Annotated in this window: 15 protein-coding genes; 10 read left to right on the forward strand and 5 right to left on the reverse strand. The window is 33.5% G+C overall.

Features of this window, described 5'->3' with window-relative positions; all coding sequences use genetic code 11:
- Window positions 1-27 precede the first annotated feature (27 nt).
- The 4 genes from ACIDC4_RS16320 (at window position 28) to ACIDC4_RS16335 (ending at window position 3,721) form a co-directional block, all read left to right on the forward strand.
- Window positions 28-1,305, forward strand: coding sequence for an MFS transporter (locus tag ACIDC4_RS16320; RefSeq protein WP_412044089.1), 1,278 nt, complete (start codon window positions 28-30; stop codon window positions 1,303-1,305).
- 105 nt (window positions 1,306-1,410) lie between these two features.
- Entirely contained in the window at window positions 1,411-1,665 is a 255-nt protein-coding gene (locus tag ACIDC4_RS16325) for an autorepressor SdpR family transcription factor (RefSeq protein WP_395356502.1), read from the forward strand.
- A 2-nt stretch (window positions 1,666-1,667) separates the two neighbouring features.
- A complete protein-coding gene (locus ACIDC4_RS16330) occupies window positions 1,668-2,330 on the forward strand; it encodes an SdpI family protein (protein WP_412044088.1) in 663 nt (220 codons plus the stop codon).
- Window positions 2,331-2,356: 26 nt separating this feature from the next.
- Window positions 2,357-3,721 (forward strand): alpha/beta hydrolase family protein, encoded by a 1,365-nt coding sequence (locus tag ACIDC4_RS16335; RefSeq protein WP_412044087.1) that lies wholly within the window; start codon window positions 2,357-2,359, stop codon window positions 3,719-3,721.
- A gap of 54 nt (window positions 3,722-3,775) precedes the next feature.
- Here ACIDC4_RS16335 and ACIDC4_RS16340 read toward each other — a convergent pair whose 3' ends face one another.
- On the reverse strand, window positions 3,776-7,831 hold the full coding sequence (locus tag ACIDC4_RS16340; protein ID WP_412044086.1) for a DUF7948 domain-containing protein: 4,056 nt from the start codon (window positions 7,829-7,831) through the stop codon (window positions 3,776-3,778).
- Between the two features lie 123 nt (window positions 7,832-7,954).
- Here ACIDC4_RS16340 and ACIDC4_RS16345 point away from each other — a divergent pair, with 123 nt between their 5' ends.
- Window positions 7,955-10,177 (forward strand): B12-binding domain-containing radical SAM protein, encoded by a 2,223-nt coding sequence (locus ACIDC4_RS16345; RefSeq protein WP_412044085.1) that lies wholly within the window; start codon window positions 7,955-7,957, stop codon window positions 10,175-10,177.
- Window positions 10,178-10,179: 2 nt separating this feature from the next.
- Here the strand turns inward: ACIDC4_RS16345 and ACIDC4_RS16350 are convergent, their stop codons facing one another.
- Window positions 10,180-10,944, reverse strand: a complete 765-nt coding sequence (locus tag ACIDC4_RS16350) for an MBL fold metallo-hydrolase (RefSeq protein WP_412044084.1) — start codon at window positions 10,942-10,944, stop codon at window positions 10,180-10,182.
- 96 nt (window positions 10,945-11,040) lie between these two features.
- On the opposite strand from ACIDC4_RS16350, the gene ACIDC4_RS16355 reads away from it, so the two are divergent.
- The gene (locus ACIDC4_RS16355; protein WP_412044083.1) at window positions 11,041-11,346 is read left to right on the forward strand and encodes a GIY-YIG nuclease family protein; all 306 of its coding nucleotides are present in this window, start codon (window positions 11,041-11,043) and stop codon (window positions 11,344-11,346) included.
- 326 nt (window positions 11,347-11,672) lie between these two features.
- On the opposite strand, the gene ACIDC4_RS16360 is transcribed toward ACIDC4_RS16355, so the two are convergent.
- Both ACIDC4_RS16360 and ACIDC4_RS16365 read right to left on the reverse strand, forming a co-directional pair.
- Window positions 11,673-12,356 (reverse strand): response regulator transcription factor, encoded by a 684-nt coding sequence (locus tag ACIDC4_RS16360; RefSeq protein ID WP_230040688.1) that lies wholly within the window; start codon window positions 12,354-12,356, stop codon window positions 11,673-11,675.
- Window positions 12,353-13,615 (reverse strand): sensor histidine kinase, encoded by a 1,263-nt coding sequence (locus ACIDC4_RS16365; protein WP_412044082.1) that lies wholly within the window; start codon window positions 13,613-13,615, stop codon window positions 12,353-12,355. The genes ACIDC4_RS16360 and ACIDC4_RS16365 overlap by 4 nt, the downstream gene beginning before the upstream one ends.
- A 163-nt stretch (window positions 13,616-13,778) precedes the next feature.
- Here ACIDC4_RS16365 and ACIDC4_RS16370 point away from each other — a divergent pair, with 163 nt between their 5' ends.
- Window positions 13,779-14,195: a DUF1573 domain-containing protein gene (locus ACIDC4_RS16370; RefSeq protein WP_412044081.1), complete on the forward strand. Its 417-nt coding sequence runs from the start codon at window positions 13,779-13,781 to the stop codon at window positions 14,193-14,195.
- Window positions 14,196-14,358: 163 nt separating this feature from the next.
- A complete protein-coding gene (locus ACIDC4_RS16375) occupies window positions 14,359-15,936 on the forward strand; it encodes a L,D-transpeptidase family protein (protein WP_412044080.1) in 1,578 nt (525 codons plus the stop codon).
- Between the two features lie 136 nt (window positions 15,937-16,072).
- Here the strand turns inward: ACIDC4_RS16375 and ACIDC4_RS16380 are convergent, their stop codons facing one another.
- The gene (locus tag ACIDC4_RS16380; protein ID WP_412044079.1) at window positions 16,073-16,582 is read right to left on the reverse strand and encodes a C40 family peptidase; all 510 of its coding nucleotides are present in this window, start codon (window positions 16,580-16,582) and stop codon (window positions 16,073-16,075) included.
- A 220-nt stretch (window positions 16,583-16,802) separates the two neighbouring features.
- On the opposite strand from ACIDC4_RS16380, the gene ACIDC4_RS16385 reads away from it, so the two are divergent.
- Both ACIDC4_RS16385 and ACIDC4_RS16390 read left to right on the forward strand, forming a co-directional pair.
- The gene (locus tag ACIDC4_RS16385) at window positions 16,803-17,897 is read left to right on the forward strand and encodes an SGNH/GDSL hydrolase family protein (protein WP_412044078.1); all 1,095 of its coding nucleotides are present in this window, start codon (window positions 16,803-16,805) and stop codon (window positions 17,895-17,897) included.
- The gene (locus ACIDC4_RS16390; RefSeq protein ID WP_412044077.1) at window positions 17,887-19,266 is read left to right on the forward strand and encodes a sialate O-acetylesterase; all 1,380 of its coding nucleotides are present in this window, start codon (window positions 17,887-17,889) and stop codon (window positions 19,264-19,266) included. Before ACIDC4_RS16385 ends, ACIDC4_RS16390 begins: the two co-directional genes overlap by 11 nt.
- Window positions 19,267-19,391: the final 125 nt, after the last annotated feature.

A 19,391-nucleotide genomic window follows, 5' to 3' on the forward strand; every position in this document is an offset into this window, starting at 1 on the left:
TAATTAAAAAAGATATATCTATTTTACATGGAAACTAACCCGAAAAAGAAGAACTCACTAAAACACGTTCTTTTTGGTTCCCTGATTGGAACTACAATTGAATTTTTTGATTTTTATATTTATGCCAATGCTGCAGTATTGGTTTTCCCGCAATTATTTTTCCCTGGTTCTAATTCGACTATAGCGACTCTGGAATCTTTAGCAACTTTTTCAATAGCATTTTTATCACGTCCTTTAGGATCCGCTTTTTTTGGACATTACGGTGATAAAATTGGGCGTAAGTTTACTTTGGTTGCTGCATTATTAACGATGGGTATTTCGACCGTGACCATTGGATTTTTACCAAGTTATGCCAGTATTGGCGTTTCGGCTCCATTATTATTAATGCTGTGTCGATTTGGACAAGGTGTAGGTTTAGGAGGCGAGTGGGGAGGAGCAGTTTTATTGGCTATAGAAAATGCACCACCAAATAAGCGTGCCTGGTACGGAATGTTTCCGCAATTGGGCGCTCCGATAGGATTATTGCTGTCAGGAGGAACTTTTTTATTCTTGACCGATTCAATGAGTAATGAAGATTTTATGGATTACGGATGGAGAATTCCGTTTATTGCCAGTTCACTTTTGGTAGTAATAGGATTTTACATTCGAACAAAAATAACCGAAACACCTTCTTTCGAAAATTCTAAAAAAGAACAGGAAGAAGTAAAAGTTCCCTTTTTAACGCTTGTAAAATCGTATAAAAATCAATTGATTTTTGGAACCTTTGCTGCTGTTACAACTTTCTTGGTTTTTTATTTAATGACTGTTTTTACGTTGAGTTGGGCAACTTCAGATTTAGGAATTGTGAAAAGAGACGGATTATTAATACAATTATTTTCGGTATTGTTTTTTGCCATTTTTATTCCGGTTTCGGCTGTAGTTGCAGATAAAATTGGCCGACGTAAAATGCTTATTATAGCTACAGTGGCAATTGCAATCTTCGGATTTTTCTTTTCATACTTTTTAAGTTCCGGAAACATTGTTTTAGTCACCATTTTTGCCTGTATCGGAATGGCTTTAATGGGCTTTACTTATGGGCCATTAGGGACTTTTTTATCAGAGTTGTTTCCAACAAATGTGCGTTATTCCGGTGCATCGCTGACTTTTAATATGGCAGGAATTCTTGGTGCTGCTTTTGCACCCATGATTGCAATTTGGCTGGCCTCTACTTATAGTGTAAGTTATGTAGGTTTGTATTTAACGATTGCGGCCTGTATCTCTCTTTTTGCCTTTTTGGTCATTAGTAAAGAGGAACATAAATTTTAGAAATTACATTTAAAATAAATTTTATAAAGAGGCTTTAATGTAAAATTAGAGCCTTTTTTTTGTTAATTAAAAAAGTATTTAGATATTTGTCTAAATATATAAATGATGAATGATATTTTTAAAGCATTAAACGATGCAACCCGAAGAGAAATTCTGGAACTTTTGAAAGAGAAAGATTTGTCTGCCGGAGAAATTGCTGATGCGTTTAATATTTCAAAACCCAGTATTTCGCATCATTTGGATATTTTGAAACGTGCAGATTTAATTACCTCTGAAAAAAACGGGCAATTCATCATTTACTCCATCAATACCACCATAATGGAAGATGTTTTGCAATGGATACTAACCTTTAAAAGATAAAAATGAATTTAGAACTGAAAAAAGAGCTTCCAATAATTGGAATTGTTTTGACACCTTTTGTGTATTTAGCTATTATTTGGGACAGTCTTCCTCAGAGAGTTCCAATACATTGGAATTATAAAGGAGAAATTGATAATTGGGGCGACAAGTTTTCGCTTATTCTGATATTGTTTCTTTTGCCGGTTTTAATGTATGTTTTGATGACTTTTATTCCAAAAATAGATCCTAAAAAGAGAATTTCTTTGATGGGAGGAAAATTCTATCAGCTCAAGTTTTTTTTGGTACTATTCATGTCTTTGGTAGCATTATTAATTCTTTATACTACAAAAGAACGATCTGTAAATAATCCTAATTTAGTTTTTGCCTTATTAGGAGTGCTATTAATGATTTTTGGGAATTATTTTAAAGTAATTCAGCCTAATTATTTTATAGGAATTCGTACACCATGGACACTGGAAAATGGTGAAGTATGGAAAGCTACCCATGCATTTGCAGGTAAGATTTGGCTTATTGGAGGTTTTATTCTATTACTTGGAGGATTAGTTCTCAACAATTCATTTCGTAATGTATTTGTTTTTATCATTCTGATTTCAGCATTAATTCCGATAGTTTATTCTTTTATAAAGTTCAAACAAATACAAAAAAGAGATCATCAATCAAACTAGTTTAATTACATAATCAATCAAAACAAATGACGAAAATTATACTTATTTTAATTACAATTTTAGGCTCTTTTATAATGAGAGGACAAGAAATTTCAGGAAAATGGAATGGTGTTTTAAAAGTACAGGGCACTCAATTAAGAGTTTCATTTAATATAAATAAAACCGAAAATGGTTATAATGCAACAATGGATAGTCCAGACCAGAAAGTGACTGGAATTCCATTAGAAAAAACAACTTTTGAAAATTCAATTTTAAAATTAGAAATTCCAAGTGCTCAAATTTCTTATGTTGGAACTTTAAATAAAGACAATATTATTGTAGGTACTTTTACGCAAGGCGGGCAATCTTTCGAGATGAATTTATCGAAAGAAGTAATTCAAAAACAAGTATATGCAAGACCACAAGAACCGCAAAAACCTTTTCCTTATTATACGGAGGAAGTGAAATTTGAAAATAAAACAGATCATGTAACTTTAGCAGGAACTTTGTCCTTACCTAAAAAAGAAGGGAATTTTCCAGCTGTAATTTTAATTAGCGGAAGCGGCAAACAAAATAGAGACGAAGAAATACTAAGACATAAACCATTTTTAGTTTTGTCTGATTATTTGACTAAAAAAGGAATAGCCGTTTTACGTTTTGATGATCGTGGAGCAGGCGAATCTACTGGTGATTTTACAAAAGCAACAACGATTGATTTTGCAAGAGATGTTCAGGCTGGAGTTGATTATTTAAAAACCAGAAAAGAAATTAATAAAAATAAAATTGGATTAATTGGTCATAGTGAAGGAGGAGTAATCGCTCCAATGATTGCAGGAAATTCAAAAGACATTGACTTTATTATTTTGTTGGCCGGGCCGGGTCTTCGTGGGGATAAGTTATTGTTACTACAAAAAGAAATACTTGAAAGACAATTTGGAGTTCCTGAAAATGACATTCAAAAAGGTCAGGAGATTTTTAAAGGTTCCTACGAAATTGTCTTGGCTTCTGCTGCAAATGATGAAAAGCTAAAAAATGATTTAAGTAGCTATGCTCATTCAAAATTTGATGATAAAACTGCAAAATCATTTACAGAACAAATTACAAATGTTTGGTGGTATAATTTTTTAAGAATCGATCCGGCAGTCGCTTTAGCAAAAGTAAAATGCCCTGTTTTAGCTCTTAATGGCAGCAAAGATTTGCAAGTTCCTGCAACTGTTAACTTAGAAGCGATTAAAAAAGCCTTAAGCAAGGCAGGGAATAAAAATGTAACCATCAAAGAGCTTCCTGGTTTAAATCATTTGTTTCAGGAATGTAAAACAGGTTCTCCTATGGAATATGATACGATTGAGCAGACATTTTCTCCTATAGCTTTAGAAGAAATATCCAATTGGCTTTTATTGCAAATAAAATAAAAGGTACAGTTCTAAATAAAAAATAACCGCAAATTTACTTTGCGGTTATTTTTTTTATCTCTTCAAACTAAAATGTCCTCTATATTCTTTTCCGTTTAATCTTGTTGCAGTAAACCAATAATCTGACGCGGATTCATTTGTACCCAGGTAAGTTCCGTCCCAGGAAGTATTAGGATTAAGTTCCTTGATGAATTTTCCGTAGCGATCAAATATTTTGATTGTTGTATTCGGTTTCAAATAAGCGAAGTCTATTGTCCAGGTATCATTATAGCCATCATTATTTGGTGTAAAGAATTTAGGAAAAGGAAGTTCGTCCACAAAATTGATACAATCACCTTGAGTTGCTTCCAAAATATTTATTGTAATTGGAATTTTGTCGCTTTCGCAGTTATTTATAGTTTGTGAAGCATAATAAGTGATTCCATTTTCAAGAACTTTTATTTCAGACAAAGTATTATTTGAAGATGTACTTTGATACCATTTTATATTTTGCCCTGTAATGTTGATACTTTTTATTGAAGCATTTTGTTGTACACAGAATGTCTGCGGAGAATCAGCAATTGGATTTTGTGTATCCTGAATTTTTACTGTTATCGCTAATCTTTTACTTTCGCAATTGTTTATTGTTTGCGTAGCGTAATAAATACCATTTTGTAATAAAGTGGTTTCTAATAAAATGTTGCCATTTGTTGTGGCGTCATACCATTTAATTGCATTTCCGGTTAACACTATATTTTCTAAAGTTGCAATTTCATCGATACAAAATTGTTGATTATTGTTTCCAATTGGTAAAGGAGTATCATAAACCTGAACTAGAATTGGAGTTCTTTCACTTTCGCATCCAATGGTTTGTGAAACATAATACGTTTTATTGTTTTCTAGTACAGTAGTATTGGGTAAAACAGCAGCTGAGAAATTAGTGTCGTACCATTTTGTGTTTTGTCCTGTTATTTGAATGTCATTTAATGTTGCATTTTCGCTTTTGCAAAATTGCTGATTTGCATTTCCAGTTGGAGCAGAAGGCGTATTTACAATTGAAACTGTAATTCCGAATCTGGGACTTTCGCAACCGTTGATAGTTTGCGATGCATAATAGGTTTTTCCGTCAACAAGATTTGTTGTTTGTTGTAATAAAACTCCATTGTTGACTGAATCGTACCATTTTATTAAATCTCCATTAATTTGCAGATTAGCAATTGTTGGATTTTGTCCGGTACAAAAGGGCTGATTTGCATCTCCTGTTGGTGCTAAAGTATTCTGAATTTTTGTTGTTACAGCTATTCTTGCACTTTCGCAGCCATTTGTAGTTTGCGAAACATAGTAAGTTACCTCATTTTGGACTGTTGTAATATTTGCTAAAATGACTCCGGCTGTTGCAGCATCATACCATTTTTTATTTTGACCACTTACACCAATATCATCTAAAGTTGCATTTTGGTTGAAGCAAAATGTTTGTGGGGAATTGGCTGTAGGAAGAGGTTGGCTTGTAATATTTACCGTTTGACTTTGGGTCGAAATGTTTCCGTTTCCGTCGTTATAACTCCAAACAATGGTATAAGTTCCCGGTAAATTGTATGATAACGGGTTTGTGGTTGTGCCTGTTATAGCTCCTGCGCAGACATCCGTTGCTGTTGGAATTGTTGTTATTATTGTATTACAATCTCCTGTTATTGTAGGAAGATTTACAATATCAGGAACTGGTTTTTCAACATCCCCAATAAAGACAGTGATTTTTTTTGTGTCATCACAGCCGCCCGTTCCTGTAATTGCGCAACTATATTCTCCACTATTAAGAGTTGTAGCATTTGTAATAGTTGGGTTTTGATCTGTAGATGTAAAACCATTTGGTCCTGTCCATGAATAATTTGTTCCTCCAGATGCTTTAAGCTCTAAAGTTTTACCAATGCAAACGGGGGAGTTGCTTTCTGCTTTTGGAATACCAAGTATAACTGATTCCTCAAATTTCATTAAAAAATAATTATGAAACCCGAGAATGTTCGATTGATAGGAACTCGCATCCGCAATACCGTTATTTTCACGTGAAATTCCGCTGGCAAATATGTTGTTACTTCTGTCTAGTGCTATTTTTGTTGGACTCTGCATAGCATCTCCTCCAATGTCGGTTCCCCATATAAAATCTGCTTCTTTAGAAAATTTAGCAATGTATCTTTCAAAATGTTTGTTTGATCTGTATGAACAAGCGTTTGTTAATTTTGGGTTAGAAAATCCAGAGTTTGTGGCGCCAAAATATATTGAATTGTTTCTGAAAACTATTGAGTAAATATGATTTTGACCTAAGTAACTTCCCCAAATTCTTTGACCATTGGAATTTAATTTTGCGAAAAAACCTTTGTATGAAAAAGTACTGTTGCTTTCAAAACTTCCCGCAGTTGTTATATTATTATTGCTTGCTGTTTCTCCTCCAATATAAATATTATCTTCGTCATCAACTTCCACCGCATTTATTTCGTCAATTTGTTCTCCTCCGTAATATGTTGACCATATTCTTTCGCCGTTCAGAGAAAATTTGTACAAAACTCCATCTGAATGAGTAATTGGGTTGTGTAATTCTTGAAAAACACCCGGTGTAGAAATATTGTTAAAACTGTATGTATAACCTCCTATAATCAAGTAATTATTTTTTACTACTATATCATTAAATATATCACGATTTTCACCTCCTACATAAGAACTCCAAATTAAATTTCCTGAAGATCCAAATTTTGCTAGAAATCCGTCAATTGTATTAGAGAAAGCCGGGTCTACATTTATATGTGTTTGAAATTTACTATTTATAGCAATACCAGTTGTACTATTAGTAAGGCCAATAATATAAATGTTGTTGTTGTTATCGACATCTAAAGCAAATCCCGAATCTTCATATTCGCCCCCAAAATAAGTTCCCCACAATCTAATACCTGAACTATTAAATTTTATCAAAAAAGCATCTTGATAACCTCCTAAATTGGGTTTATATGATCCTGCAGTACTTATGTTAGTTTGATCTTGAGTTGTCCCTGTTACAATTATGTTATCCTGAAAATCTATTTTTACATCAGTTATGCCAGAATAATTTTGTCCACCATAGTAAGTTCCCCATAAACGATTTCCATTAGGGGCAAATTTTTCAATGATACCATTTAAATAGACTGATGATGGTGTTGTTTGATGTGCCCCTGTTGTGGCATATGATGAATTTTGAGCATTTGTACTTCCGGCTACATATGCATTTCCAAAAGAGTCTGTACTGATACTTGAAGGACTAAGTACTTGGCCTGAACCAGTGTGATCTCCATAAAAAGTCCCCCAAAGTCTCGTTGGCACAGGATCAATTACAATCGTTTTTCCAGAAACAGCTTCTAAACTACTAAACCCATAAACATCCTTCTTTATTTTTCTATATCCAACGGCAATTTCTTTTTTACGATTTCCTTCTTCAATCCAACTCGCGGGAAGTGTTTCTTCCATTTTTCCAAAACGAACATTCATTTGAATTTTATTATCAACCAAATCAGTTTCAGCACCAGTAAATTTTAGTTGAATATCAGAAATTTTTCCTTTTGGATGAATAACAAAATTATATTCGACAACTTTTTTAGGATCATTCGGAATCGTAAAAATGACATCAATATTAGGGTAAATATTTTTGTAGGTAATTTGTTTGAATTGATGAACGCCGGTAATTCCTTCCGGTTTATTTGGAATATTATAATAGTTATCAAAATCTGCTGATTTTTGTTCCGTAATCAATTCAACTTTAGAATTTGAGTTTACAAAATCAATATCAATTCTATGAAAAGTGTATTCTAAATTATATTCGGGTTTTTCTTCTTTGTCTTTTTCCGGAATCTGATAAGGAAGTGTTTTTGCTGTTTGAGAACGAACAACGGGAATTTTATTTACTTCATAAACATCGTACGAAAATCCATTTTTCTTTAATTGAACATTCAGCCCATTTGAGTTTAAAAGATATTTTACAGCAGTATTTGGTTTTCCTTTCTGGTCGATTATTTGACCTTTATTTTCTTTAAAACCAATAGATTGATTTTTATTTTGAGAAAATAAATGAGTTGTAAGTAGTAAAAAAAATAAAAGTAAAGTTTGCTTCATTTGTAAAATTTGGATAGCGACAAATGTAATTAATTATCTACAAAATAAAACTAAAATCACAAGTTGAATCTTTTCCTGAAAAGTCTCTAAATATCCCGTATTTTTGCAAAAAATAATGTTCCCTTGAAAACCAAACTTTTTGTCGTTACGCCGCCTTTTACCCAACTGAATACTCCGTATCCGGCGACAGCGTATATAAAAGGATTTCTAAACACAAAAAATATCGAATCGGTTCAGGCTGATTTGGGTATTGATGTGATTTTAGAATTGTTTTCGAAAAAAGGTTTGATTGATTTGTTTCAGGTTTCAAGTTTCAGGTTTGAAAGTGTGTCCTCCCGAGCGGAGTCGAGGGATGATGTTTCTGATAACTCTAAACGTATTTTTGCTTTACAGGACGAATACATCAAAACTATTGATGCGGTAATTCAGTTTTTACAGGGGAAAAATCCAACATTGGCTTTGCAAATTTGTCAGGAAGATTTTCTGCCGGAGGCTTCTCGTTTTGCACAATTAGAAGAACTCGACTGGGCTTTTGGAACCATGGGAACTCAAGATAAAGCGAAACATTTGGCAACTTTGTATCTTGAAGATATATCTGATTATATTGTTGAATGTGTCGATGAAAATTTTGGCTTTAGCCGATATGCTGAACGTTTAGGCCGAAGCGCTAATTCGTTTGATGAATTATACGAGGCTTTACAACAAGAACCCACTTATATCGACGCGATTTTAATTTCAATTTTGAAAGCTAAAATCGAAACTATTCAGCCTACATTTTTTCTGATTTCTGTTCCCTTTCCGGGGAATTTATACAGCGCTTTCAGATGTGCGCAATGGATCAAACAAAATCATCCCGAAATCAAAATTTCTATGGGAGGCGGTTTTCCTAATACCGAATTACGTTCACTCTCGGATGCTCGTGTTTTCGAGTTTTTCGATTTTATCACTTTAGATGATGGTGAAGTTCCAATAGAAGAATTAATTTTCAATCTCGAAAATCCAAATTCCAATTCTTATAAAAGAACTTTTTTATTAGAAGGTGGAAAAGTAGTGTACAAAAACAATTCTCTAAAACACGATTACAAACAAGCTTATGTAGGAACACCTGATTATTCTGATTTGTCTTTGGATAAATACATTTCGGTTATCGAAATCGTCAATCCGATGCACAGAATGTGGAGCGACGGACGTTGGAATAAACTTACCATGGCACACGGTTGTTATTGGGGAAAATGCACATTTTGTGATATTTCGTTAGATTATATCAAAGTATACGAACCTGTTGCAGCCAATTTATTGTGCGATCGAATGGAAGATATGATGCTGCAAACAGGGCAAAACGGATTTCATTTTGTCGATGAAGCTGCACCGCCTGCTTTAATGCGTGCTTTGGCATTGGAAATTTTACGTCGAAAACTGGCTGTTACGTGGTGGACAAACATTCGATTTGAAAAAAGCTTTTCTAAAGATTTATGTTTATTACTAAAAGCTTCCGGTTGTATAGCTGTTTCCGGAGGTTTAGAAGTGGCTTCAGACCGATTATTAAAATTAATAGACAAAGGCGTAACGGTAGAACAAGTCGCAAAAGTGACCCGCAATTTTACCGAAGCCGGAATCATGGTTCACGCGTATTTAATGTACGGATATCCAACACAAACCATTCAGGAAACGGTAGATAGTCTCGAAATGGTACGTCAGTTATTCGAAGCGGGAATTCTACAATCCGGATTTTGGCATCAGTTTGCCATGACGGCTCATAGTCCGGTTGGATTATATCCCGAGAAATTTGGAGTAACAAAAAAGACCGAAGCCATTGGAACTTTTGCCAATAACGATATCGACTATACAGATTCTACAGGAATCAATCATGATAAATTTAGTTTCGGATTAAAGAAATCCCTCTTTAATTTCATGCACGGAATTTGTTTTGACTACGAACTTCAGGATTGGTTTGATTTTAAAATTCCGAAAACAAAAATAGATCCCGATTTTATTTTTAATGCGCTTGAAGAAGGAAACGATTTTAATACAAAACCAAATGCAAAAGTAGTTTGGTTAGGAGGAAAGCCTTTTACAGAACATTTTACAAAATCTAAAAAAGGAAGATCCTGGGAAATGATGACTTTTACTTTTCATGATAAAAAAGAAAGTTTCAACATTCAGACCAATAAAGAAGAAGGGGAATGGCTGGTCGAAATTTTAACCAAAATCACGATTTCAAATGCTAAAAATTATACTTTTCAGGAAGTAAAAGCCGATTTTGAAACGAGTTTAGAAGATTTCGAATTATTCTGGTATTCAAAACCTATTAATACTTTACGCGAATTTGGTTTACTGGTTTTATAACTTTAATACAAAACAATTTCGCCATCTTCCGGAATCGAAACTTTATCTAATAAATTATTTTCCTCTAAGGCTAATCTCAATTCCGATCTTTTTGTCGGGCAATGGTTTAAAGCTTCTAAATGATTTGCCAAAATATATTTAGGCGCTAAGGCAACAAATTTCAGGATATCATTCATTCTCATTAATAAAGGCTGCCCTATATCTAATCTCGCTGTTCCGCAGGCTACGACAGCAATTTCTGGCTTAAATTCAACCAGAACTTTTTGTACATGTTCGGTAAAAACAGTATCTGAACTTATATAGATTGATTTTTGGTTAGGTAATTCGATATAAAAACCCATTACGTTTCCCATTAGTTTTGCAATAAATCCGTAACCGTGAATAGCCGGAATACCAATAATTTTACCTCCCAAAAATTCCTGCGGTTCCCAATAATTTAAAGTTTGAAGAATGTTTAAGCCTCTTGCACTCAAAGCATTTTCATCTTTTGCACTGCAAATTACCGGAATACTTTTTCGTCTTAGAAAAACTTCCCCGGCTTTGTCTATGTGATCGGTATGTAAATGTGTAATCAGGCAAATAGTAACCCTGCTTAAAATATCTCTGGTATTTTTGGGTAAAGCAACAAGTGGGTTTCTATGGGGTTTATAACGAAAAATCGTAAAAGGCGGAATCGTTTTTCTCTTTCCTAACATGGGATCAACCAATATAACATCGGTTTCAGTTTCAATAACTAAAGTGGCGTTGCGTAAATGATGTAATTTCATATCGAGGAAAATTAGATATTAAAAATACGAAAGTTTTTTAAAAATAATTTTACAGTTTTTTCTATATTTTTAGCAGAATTGTTATTATTGAATTTTATGCATTTAGAGGTTGGGTTTCATACATATTACATTTATATTATTACAAATAAAGCGAAATCTGTTTTCTACACAGGTGTTACAAATGATTTAAGAACGAGATTAAGTCAACATAAGAATAATATTTTAGTGCAAAACAAAACCTTTGCTTCAAAATATCATGTTGAATTTTTACTCTACTATGAAAAATTTACCTGGATTCAAGAAGCTATTGCAAGAGAAAAAGAAATAAAAGGTTGGAGAAGAGAGAAAAAATTAGCTCTTATAAAAATAATAAATCCTGAATTGAAGTTTTTAGAATATTAAACTTTAATTACTCGTGCGGAATCTCCACAAGTAACTCGATACAGTTTTATTTTGTACAAAGTTGCCACACTGTTTGTCCTTCCGAGGAACGAGGAATCTCCACAAGTAACTCGATACAGTTTTATTGTGTACAAAGTTGCCACTGTTTGTCCTTCCGAGGAACGAGGAATCTCCGCAAGAAACTCGATGCAGTTTTGCTATCCATTAGCTGAAATGAAAAATTACTGTTGGCGAAAATTATCGTGGAGATTCCTCCTCCGTCGGAAGGACAAACAGTGCGAAGAAAGAAGAATCTTTGGGGTTGTTATATGGAAAGAAACGAGCGCTTACACCGTAAACCTAAACCCAATTCCGTGAAGATTCTCTATAGCAATACCTTCTTCATTCACTAAAATTTTACGCAGTCGCGAAATAAAAACATCCAGACTTCTTCCCATAAAATAATCATCTGTTCCCCAAAGCGAAGTCAGAATTTGTTCTCTTTTTAAAACCGAATTTTTATTGTCCAGAAATAATTTCAATAACTCGGCTTCACGTTGCGTGAGGCTGATTTTTTCATTTTCATTAAATAAAATAAAATTGTTGGTATCAAATTGATACTTTCCAATTTCGTAAACCGATTTTTCTATCGGGATGTTTTTCTGAGAACGCTTCAGGAAAATTTCAATTTTCAGGAGTAATTCTTCAATGCTAAAAGGCTTTACCAAATAATCATCCGCGCCCAGACGCAAACCTTTAATGCGGTCTTCTTTTAATGTTTTTGCAGAAAGAAAGATAATCGGAATATCAGTATTTAATTTTCTGATCTCTGTCGCCAATTCAAAACCATCCATTTTTGGCATCATGATATCAAAGATACAAATGTCAAAATTTTCTTTTTTAAAGGTTTCTAATCCCAATTGCCCGTCGCAACAATGAATTACTTCATAATTGTTTTGTTCCAAATTGTCTTTGGTCAAAAAAGCTAATGTTTCATCGTCTTCGGTATAAAGTATTTTGAATTGTTTCATTTTTTATAAGGAATTGACAAAGTTATCGTAATGCCGTTTGTTGGGTTATTTTGTACTTTTATTTTCCAGTTGTGCAAGTTGCAAATTTCTTTTACATAATACAAACCAAGTCCAAAACCATTTACTTCATTGCTTTTTTCGTTTTGTGCGCGGTAAAATTTATCAAAAACAAAAGACATATTTTTAGGAGAAATTCCGATTCCGTTATCACTAAAAGCTATTTTTATAACTGAATTTTCTGTTGAGATTCCAATCTTGATTTCCGGTTTTTCGTTGCAATATTTTATAGCATTATCCAGTAAATTATAAATTAAATTAGAGAAATGAAAAACATCCGTTTCTATTTGATATTCATTCGACTGTGTCTCGATTTTAATTGCAGCTTCAGGATATTTTAACTGAATATTTTCGATCGTTTCTTCGATAATCGGAACAATTAAAACCGTTTCTTTCTTTAATTCTAAAGGAGCATAATCTGATTTGGCAACATTCAGAATCTTCTCAATATGATTGTTCAGTTTATGACTTTGATTGATAATTATATTGGTGTACGTATGCAATTTTTTATCATCCTTAATAGGATTTTGTTCGCTTAAATATTTTGAAGCAATTAATATAGAAGACAAAGGCGTTTTGAATTCATGTGTCATATTATTGATAAAATCCCGTTGCAGTTCAGAATATTTCTTTTGCTGCAAAAGCGTAAAAATCGAATAAACATAAATCAATAAAATCAAGATTAAAGCGATCGAAAGTATAAACCAAAATCGCATCGAACTGAATAAATAAGTCGTTTCGTTAGGAAAACGAATGGCAAAATAATACACTAAATTTTTATGCTTTGGAAAAGAAACTGTTCTCTTCGCTTTTTCTTTTTCAGCAAACGAAATGTACTTTCCGTAAACCATTTCATCACTTTGGCAGTTGTACACTGCGTATTCAAAATCAGTTGTAATGTTCATTTTTTTAAACTCTGATCTCAAATAAAACTCTAAGATATCCGGTTCAAAATCGTTCTGGATATTGACAATATAATAATCGTTCGAAATTTTTTGAACAGGATTCAGACAAGAGGATTCATGATCTTTTCCTTCATATAATTTTCGGGCAACTTCCAGCAAAGCGATGTTGGCTTTCTGGCTTAGTTTTTTTTGTTCTAAAGTAAAAGCCTCCTTCGTCCAAAGTAATTGCGCTACCAATATGCTAATAATGGCGACAAGTCCCAGAAGGATAATACTATTGAGTTTATTTATTTTCAAGAAAACGGTATTTTGAGAGTGTAATATTAATCAAATTTAGGTTTAAAAACAGCGATTAACAAGTCATTAACAAAGATTTGAAAGCGGTTAACAGCGATTTGGTTTTGTCTGAAATATCTTTGTAAAACAAAATTAGAACTATAAACCATTAAATTATATAACTATGAAAATGATTAAAATTTCGATGTTAGCTTTAGCGTTAAGCTTAATGTCTTTTTCGGCAATTGCACCAATACAATCTATGAGTTCTGAAACAAAAGTTGAAGGAGTAACAGCTTCTACAATTGTTTGGAAAGCAGAAACTATTGATGTAGGTCAAATTCCGCAAGGAACGCCAAAAGCAATTGTTTACGAATTTAAAAATACAGGAAAAACTGCCGTTGTAATTACAAACGTTCAGGGATCTTGTGGTTGTACTGCAACAGATTATACAAAAGAGCCTATTTTACCTGGTAAATCAGCTAAAGTAACCGCAACGTATAATGCAGCCAACAAAGGTGGTTTTATAAAAACAGTTACTGTAACAACAAGTGCGGAGACTACTCCAAAAGTACTTACTTTAAAAGGAACAGTAATCTAAAAATAAAGGTTGGTTATAAAGCAGAAGCTCCGGATATGTAATGTATTCGGAGTTTTTTTTTGTTTTTTTATGGAGTAATAAAAGGATTTTAAAAGCCATATTAATTTTTTTAGAAATGCTTTGATTTCGCCAAAACTTTTCTATTTTTATTAAAAAAAATATTATGAAAATTTTGTATCCGCTTGTTGCTGTAGTACTTCTAATTAGTGCTGTTTCCTGTAATAAAAAAGCAGAAAAGAAAACGGAAGAATCAAAGAATTCAGAAAAAGTGGTTCCTGAACTTAAATTAACAATTGACAGTTCTGTCATCTCGACATTTTATCAGGCGTATCCTAAATTGATTAAATTTCAGAGCGAGGTTTTGGCTTTATACAAAAAAAACAAATCTACCCAGTTATGGCTGGATAATAAAGGTGTTGTAGAATACGGAAATACATTATTCAATAAATATAAAGGATTAGATCAGGAAGGCTTGAAAGCTAATTTTCCTTATAATGAAAAGATCAATCCTATTTTTGAGCATACAGCCGAAAACAAATTATCACAAACTGATACCGATTTGATGATTACCAATTTGTACTTTTATTATGTACAGAAAGTTTCCGGCGTAGACGAAAAAACAACAAGATCATTAGAATGGCTTTTACCTCGAAAAAAAGTAAATTATCAGGTTTTTTCAGATTCTATTTATAAAAAAGCTACGATTAGCGATGACAAAAAGAGCAAAATGTTCAGCCAATATTATAAGCTTCGTGACGCGCTTCATCAATATAGAGAGATTGAGAAAAAAGGGGGATGGAAAACTATCGAAACGGCAGAAGATTTTAAAAGTCTAAAACTCGGAGATTCCGTTGCAACAATTGGACAAATCAGAGAAAGGCTTTTTATAACCGGTGATATTAAAGAAAATAGCAAAAGCAATATTTGCGATTCGACATTGATAAAAGGAATAAGAAGCTACGAATTCCATCACGGATTAACTCCAAAAAACACCATTTTACCGGAACATATTGCCGAGTTAAACGTTCCTGTTTCAGACAGAATTAAAACTATTATTGCTAATATGGAACGTTGCAGATGGATTGATCCCGAACTCGAAAAAGGGAAAGAATACATCGAAGTTAACATTCCGGAGTTTAGATTGTACTTGATTCGCAATCATGAAATTGCATTTGTATCGCCGGTTGTAGTAGGAAGAGCAATGACCAAAACCGTAGTTTTTAGCGGACTGATGAATAATATTGTTTTTAGTCCGTATTGGAATGTGCCTCCAAGCATCATCAAAAGCGAGATAAAACCCGGAATGGCAAAGAACAAGAATTATCTGGCTCAAAAAAATCTGGAATGGAATAATGGCGCAGTTCGTCAGTTACCCGGAAAAAACAATTCGCTTGGTTTGGTGAAGTTTTTATTCCCGAATTCAAATAATATTTATTTACATGATACGCCGGCAAAAAGTTTGTTCGAAAGAGAAAACAGGGCTTTTAGTCACGGATGCGTTCGTGTAGGCAAACCAAGAGAATTGGCCATCGAACTTTTAAAACAAGATCCAAGCATGACTCCGGAAAGAATCGATAAAGCGATGCATGCCGGTAAAGAAAGCTGGTATACGCTAAAAAAGAAAATTCCGGTTTATATTGGTTATTTTACCGCCTGGGTAGATCGTGACGGCAATTTGAACTTTTATAAAGATGTTTATAAAAGAGATGAAAGTCTGATCAAATTACTTACCGAAGAATAGAAATGGTTTGTTGCTAACTACAGTAATTTTCACGCAGATTTAGCAGATTAAAGCAGATTTAATTGGATTTTTTTGAAGATAGAATCATAAATCTGCGTGCATTTGCTCAAATCTTTTTAAATCTGCGTGAAAAAATCTATTTAGAAATCACATCAACACACCTATAATAACGTTTACTGTAATGATCAGAATCTAAATCGCTAATGGTTACGCTTCCCGCTTTTCCGGATGAGGCGTGTATAAATTTCGAACTCATGCCATTGGCTTCGCAGATAATCCCGACATGCCCAACAACGGTTCTGTTTTTGTAGCCGTAAAAAACTAAAACATCTCCCACTTTAAAATCTTCAGGCTTTTTTGAAACTCCCAGATTTTTATATCCACTGGAACTTCTGGGTACGCTAACATCAAAATGTTTGAAAACATAATTGACAAAGCCCGAACAATCAAATCCTTTTTTGGGATCATTTCCTGCGTATAAATAATGTATTCCTAAATATTGTTTGGCGTAACTAATAATAGAATCGCGATCTATTGTGGTTTGTGTTTTTTCAGTTTGATCGTTAATGAGCTTATTTTCTTTTTTTAAAGTAAAAGAAGAAAACAGAATCGTAGCTGCAAATGCGATATATAAGGATGATTTCATTTTAAAAATATAATTATAAGATTTTATTTACGAATATATAGTGTTGCTTTCGAATATCAAAAACAATGTTATACAAAGAGGCAGTTGATGAGTAATAAGAACGGAAGATACATCTTTTTATTTTGGTGTTTTTTTATTGCTTTTTGATGTTTTAGTATCTTTTTGTATATCGTATTTCAGATATATTTGTGAATCGTATTTATATTTTAACAAATAAATTATGTTTCTCAAAAAAATAGCATTTATAATTTCGTTTTTACTGATTTCGATTGTTTCGACTTCACAAAACAAAACAACTACTTTTCTGTATCAGGGTCGTGTCGAAAAACTTCCCGATAATAAAGTTGTTTTAATAGGAACGGCTTCTTCGGTTTCTTTTAATTTTTCAGGTAATGAATGTTCTATTTCTCTGCAAAGTGTTGATGCATGGGAACATCATAATTATGTTTCGTTGGTTTTGGATGGGAAATATATTGGGAAATTGAGAATCGAAAAAGGAGTAGCGCAATCTTTCCCCGTAAAAATTACTTCAAATAGAAAAGAACATACTTTAGAAATTTATAAAACTACAGAAGCGCACAGCGGTGGAATTCTATTTGCAGGAACAACCGCAAAACTGACTTCGATTTCAGCCAAAAAGAAAAAGAAAATTGAGTTTATAGGAGATTCAATTACTTGTGGCGCGGCGAGCGATCCATCAGATATTCCTTGTGATAAAGGCGAGTATTTTGATCATCATAACGGATATTATGCGTACGGGCCAGTGCTTTCCAGAGCAATTGGCGCTGATTATTTAATGAGTTCCGTTTCCGGAATCGGGATGTATAGAAACTGGAATGATGAGAATAAAGAAGAAGGAATTATGCCTGACGTTTATCAGAATTTATATTTAACGAAAGACAATTCCAAACCTAAATATGATTTTGCTTTTCAGCCCGATATTATCAGTATTGCATTAGGAACCAATGATTTTTCTGGCGGAGATGGTAAAAAAGAGCGTTTGCCTTTTAATCCTGAAAAATACGTTTCGAATTACATCAACTTCATTAAAATGTTATACGAACATAATCCAAAAGCGCAAATCGTGATTACAAATAGTCCGATGGTTGGCGGTGAGAGAGCAGTTGTTTTTGAAGAATGCCTGAATAAGGTAAAGAACGCTTTCGCGGAAGATAAAGCGCATAAACCAATCCTGATTTTCAAATTTAAACCAATGACGCCAAAAGGCTGTTCAGGACATCCTGATATAGCTGATCATAAGGTTTTGGCCGAGGAATATGCTCCGTTTTTAAAAAAGTTACTAAATGAAAAATAATATATTTAAGTTTGTTTTCATTCTGATGATTTCCAGTACTATGATGGCAAACGTTACACTTCCGAATATTTTTGGTGATAATATGGTTTTACAGCGTAACTCCGAAGTGAAAATTTGGGGTTGGGCGAATCCTAAGGAAGAAATTAAATTGGTTTCGGGCTGGAACAATCAGGAATATAAAGTTGTAGCGAATAATCAGGCACAATGGGAATTACATATAAAAACGCCTGAAGCCGGAGGACCTTACACGATTTCGATAAAAGGATATAATGAAGTGATTCTTAAAAATATTCTGATTGGCGAAGTTTGGGTTTGCGCCGGACAATCCAACATGGAAATGTCGGCAAGCTGGGGAATTGATAATGGCGATGAAGAAGCTAAAAATGCCACAAATCCGAATATCCGATTTTTTACGGTTCCGAAATTAACGGCTACAACGCCTCAAAATAATTTACTTGGAAACTGGGTTGAATCGACTCCGGAAAATATGAAAAACTTTAGCGCCATTGGTTACTTTTTTGCCAAACGCTTACGCGAAGATTTAAAAAATGTACCAATAGGTTTGATATCTTCCAATTGGGGAGGAACTCCAGCCGAAATCTGGATGCCGGAAGAAGTTGTTCAAAATGATGCTGTTTTATTAGAAAATGCCAAAAAACTAAACGAACAAGAATACGGACCGCGCCAACCCGGGCGTGCTTACAATGCTATGATTTATCCTTTTACAGGTTTTAAAATTGCCGGAACACTTTGGTATCAGGGCGAATCAAATGTTGGGTCATTGGTTTATGATAAAACATTGTCGGCTTTAATTACGTCATGGAGAAAATCCTGGCAAGACGAATTTCCTTTTTTTTTCGTTCAGATTGCGCCATATAAAACAGGCAGTAATAATTTCTCCAATGTTACGGTTAGAAATTCACAAAGAAAAATACTGAAAGAAGTTCCCAAAACCGGAATGGTTTTAACAAGTGATATTTCGGACACGATTGATATTCATCCAAAGAATAAAAAAGATGTCGGAATTCGTTTGGCAAATTTGGCTCTTGCCGAAATGTACAAAACGAATAATAATTTGGTAAACGGACCACTTTTTAAAGATTTTAAAGTCGAAAAAAACAAAGCCATAATTTCTTTTGATTATGCCGATGGATTGTATTTTAAAAACAAAACCTCAAATCAATTTGAATTGGCTGGAGCCGATGGAATATTTTATCCTGCAGAAGCTTCGATAAAAAATAATCAGGTGATTTTGATCAGTAAAAAAGTTGCTGTTCCTGCGAAAGTGAGATTTGCCTGGGGAAATACGATACAATCTGATTTGTTTAATAAAGCGAATTTACCGGCTTCTTGTTTTATTACTGAGTAAAGGAATTTTAGATTTTAGAATGTAGATTTTAGATTTTTTGCCCACGGATTTTACTGGTTTAAACGGATTGGCGCTGTTTTTTGTTTTATCGCATTTTTTGTCATCCTGAGGTACGAAGGATCACA

The sequence above is a fragment of the Flavobacterium sp. C3NV genome, assembly GCF_046825355.2.
GTDB lineage: Bacteria > Bacteroidota > Bacteroidia > Flavobacteriales > Flavobacteriaceae > Flavobacterium.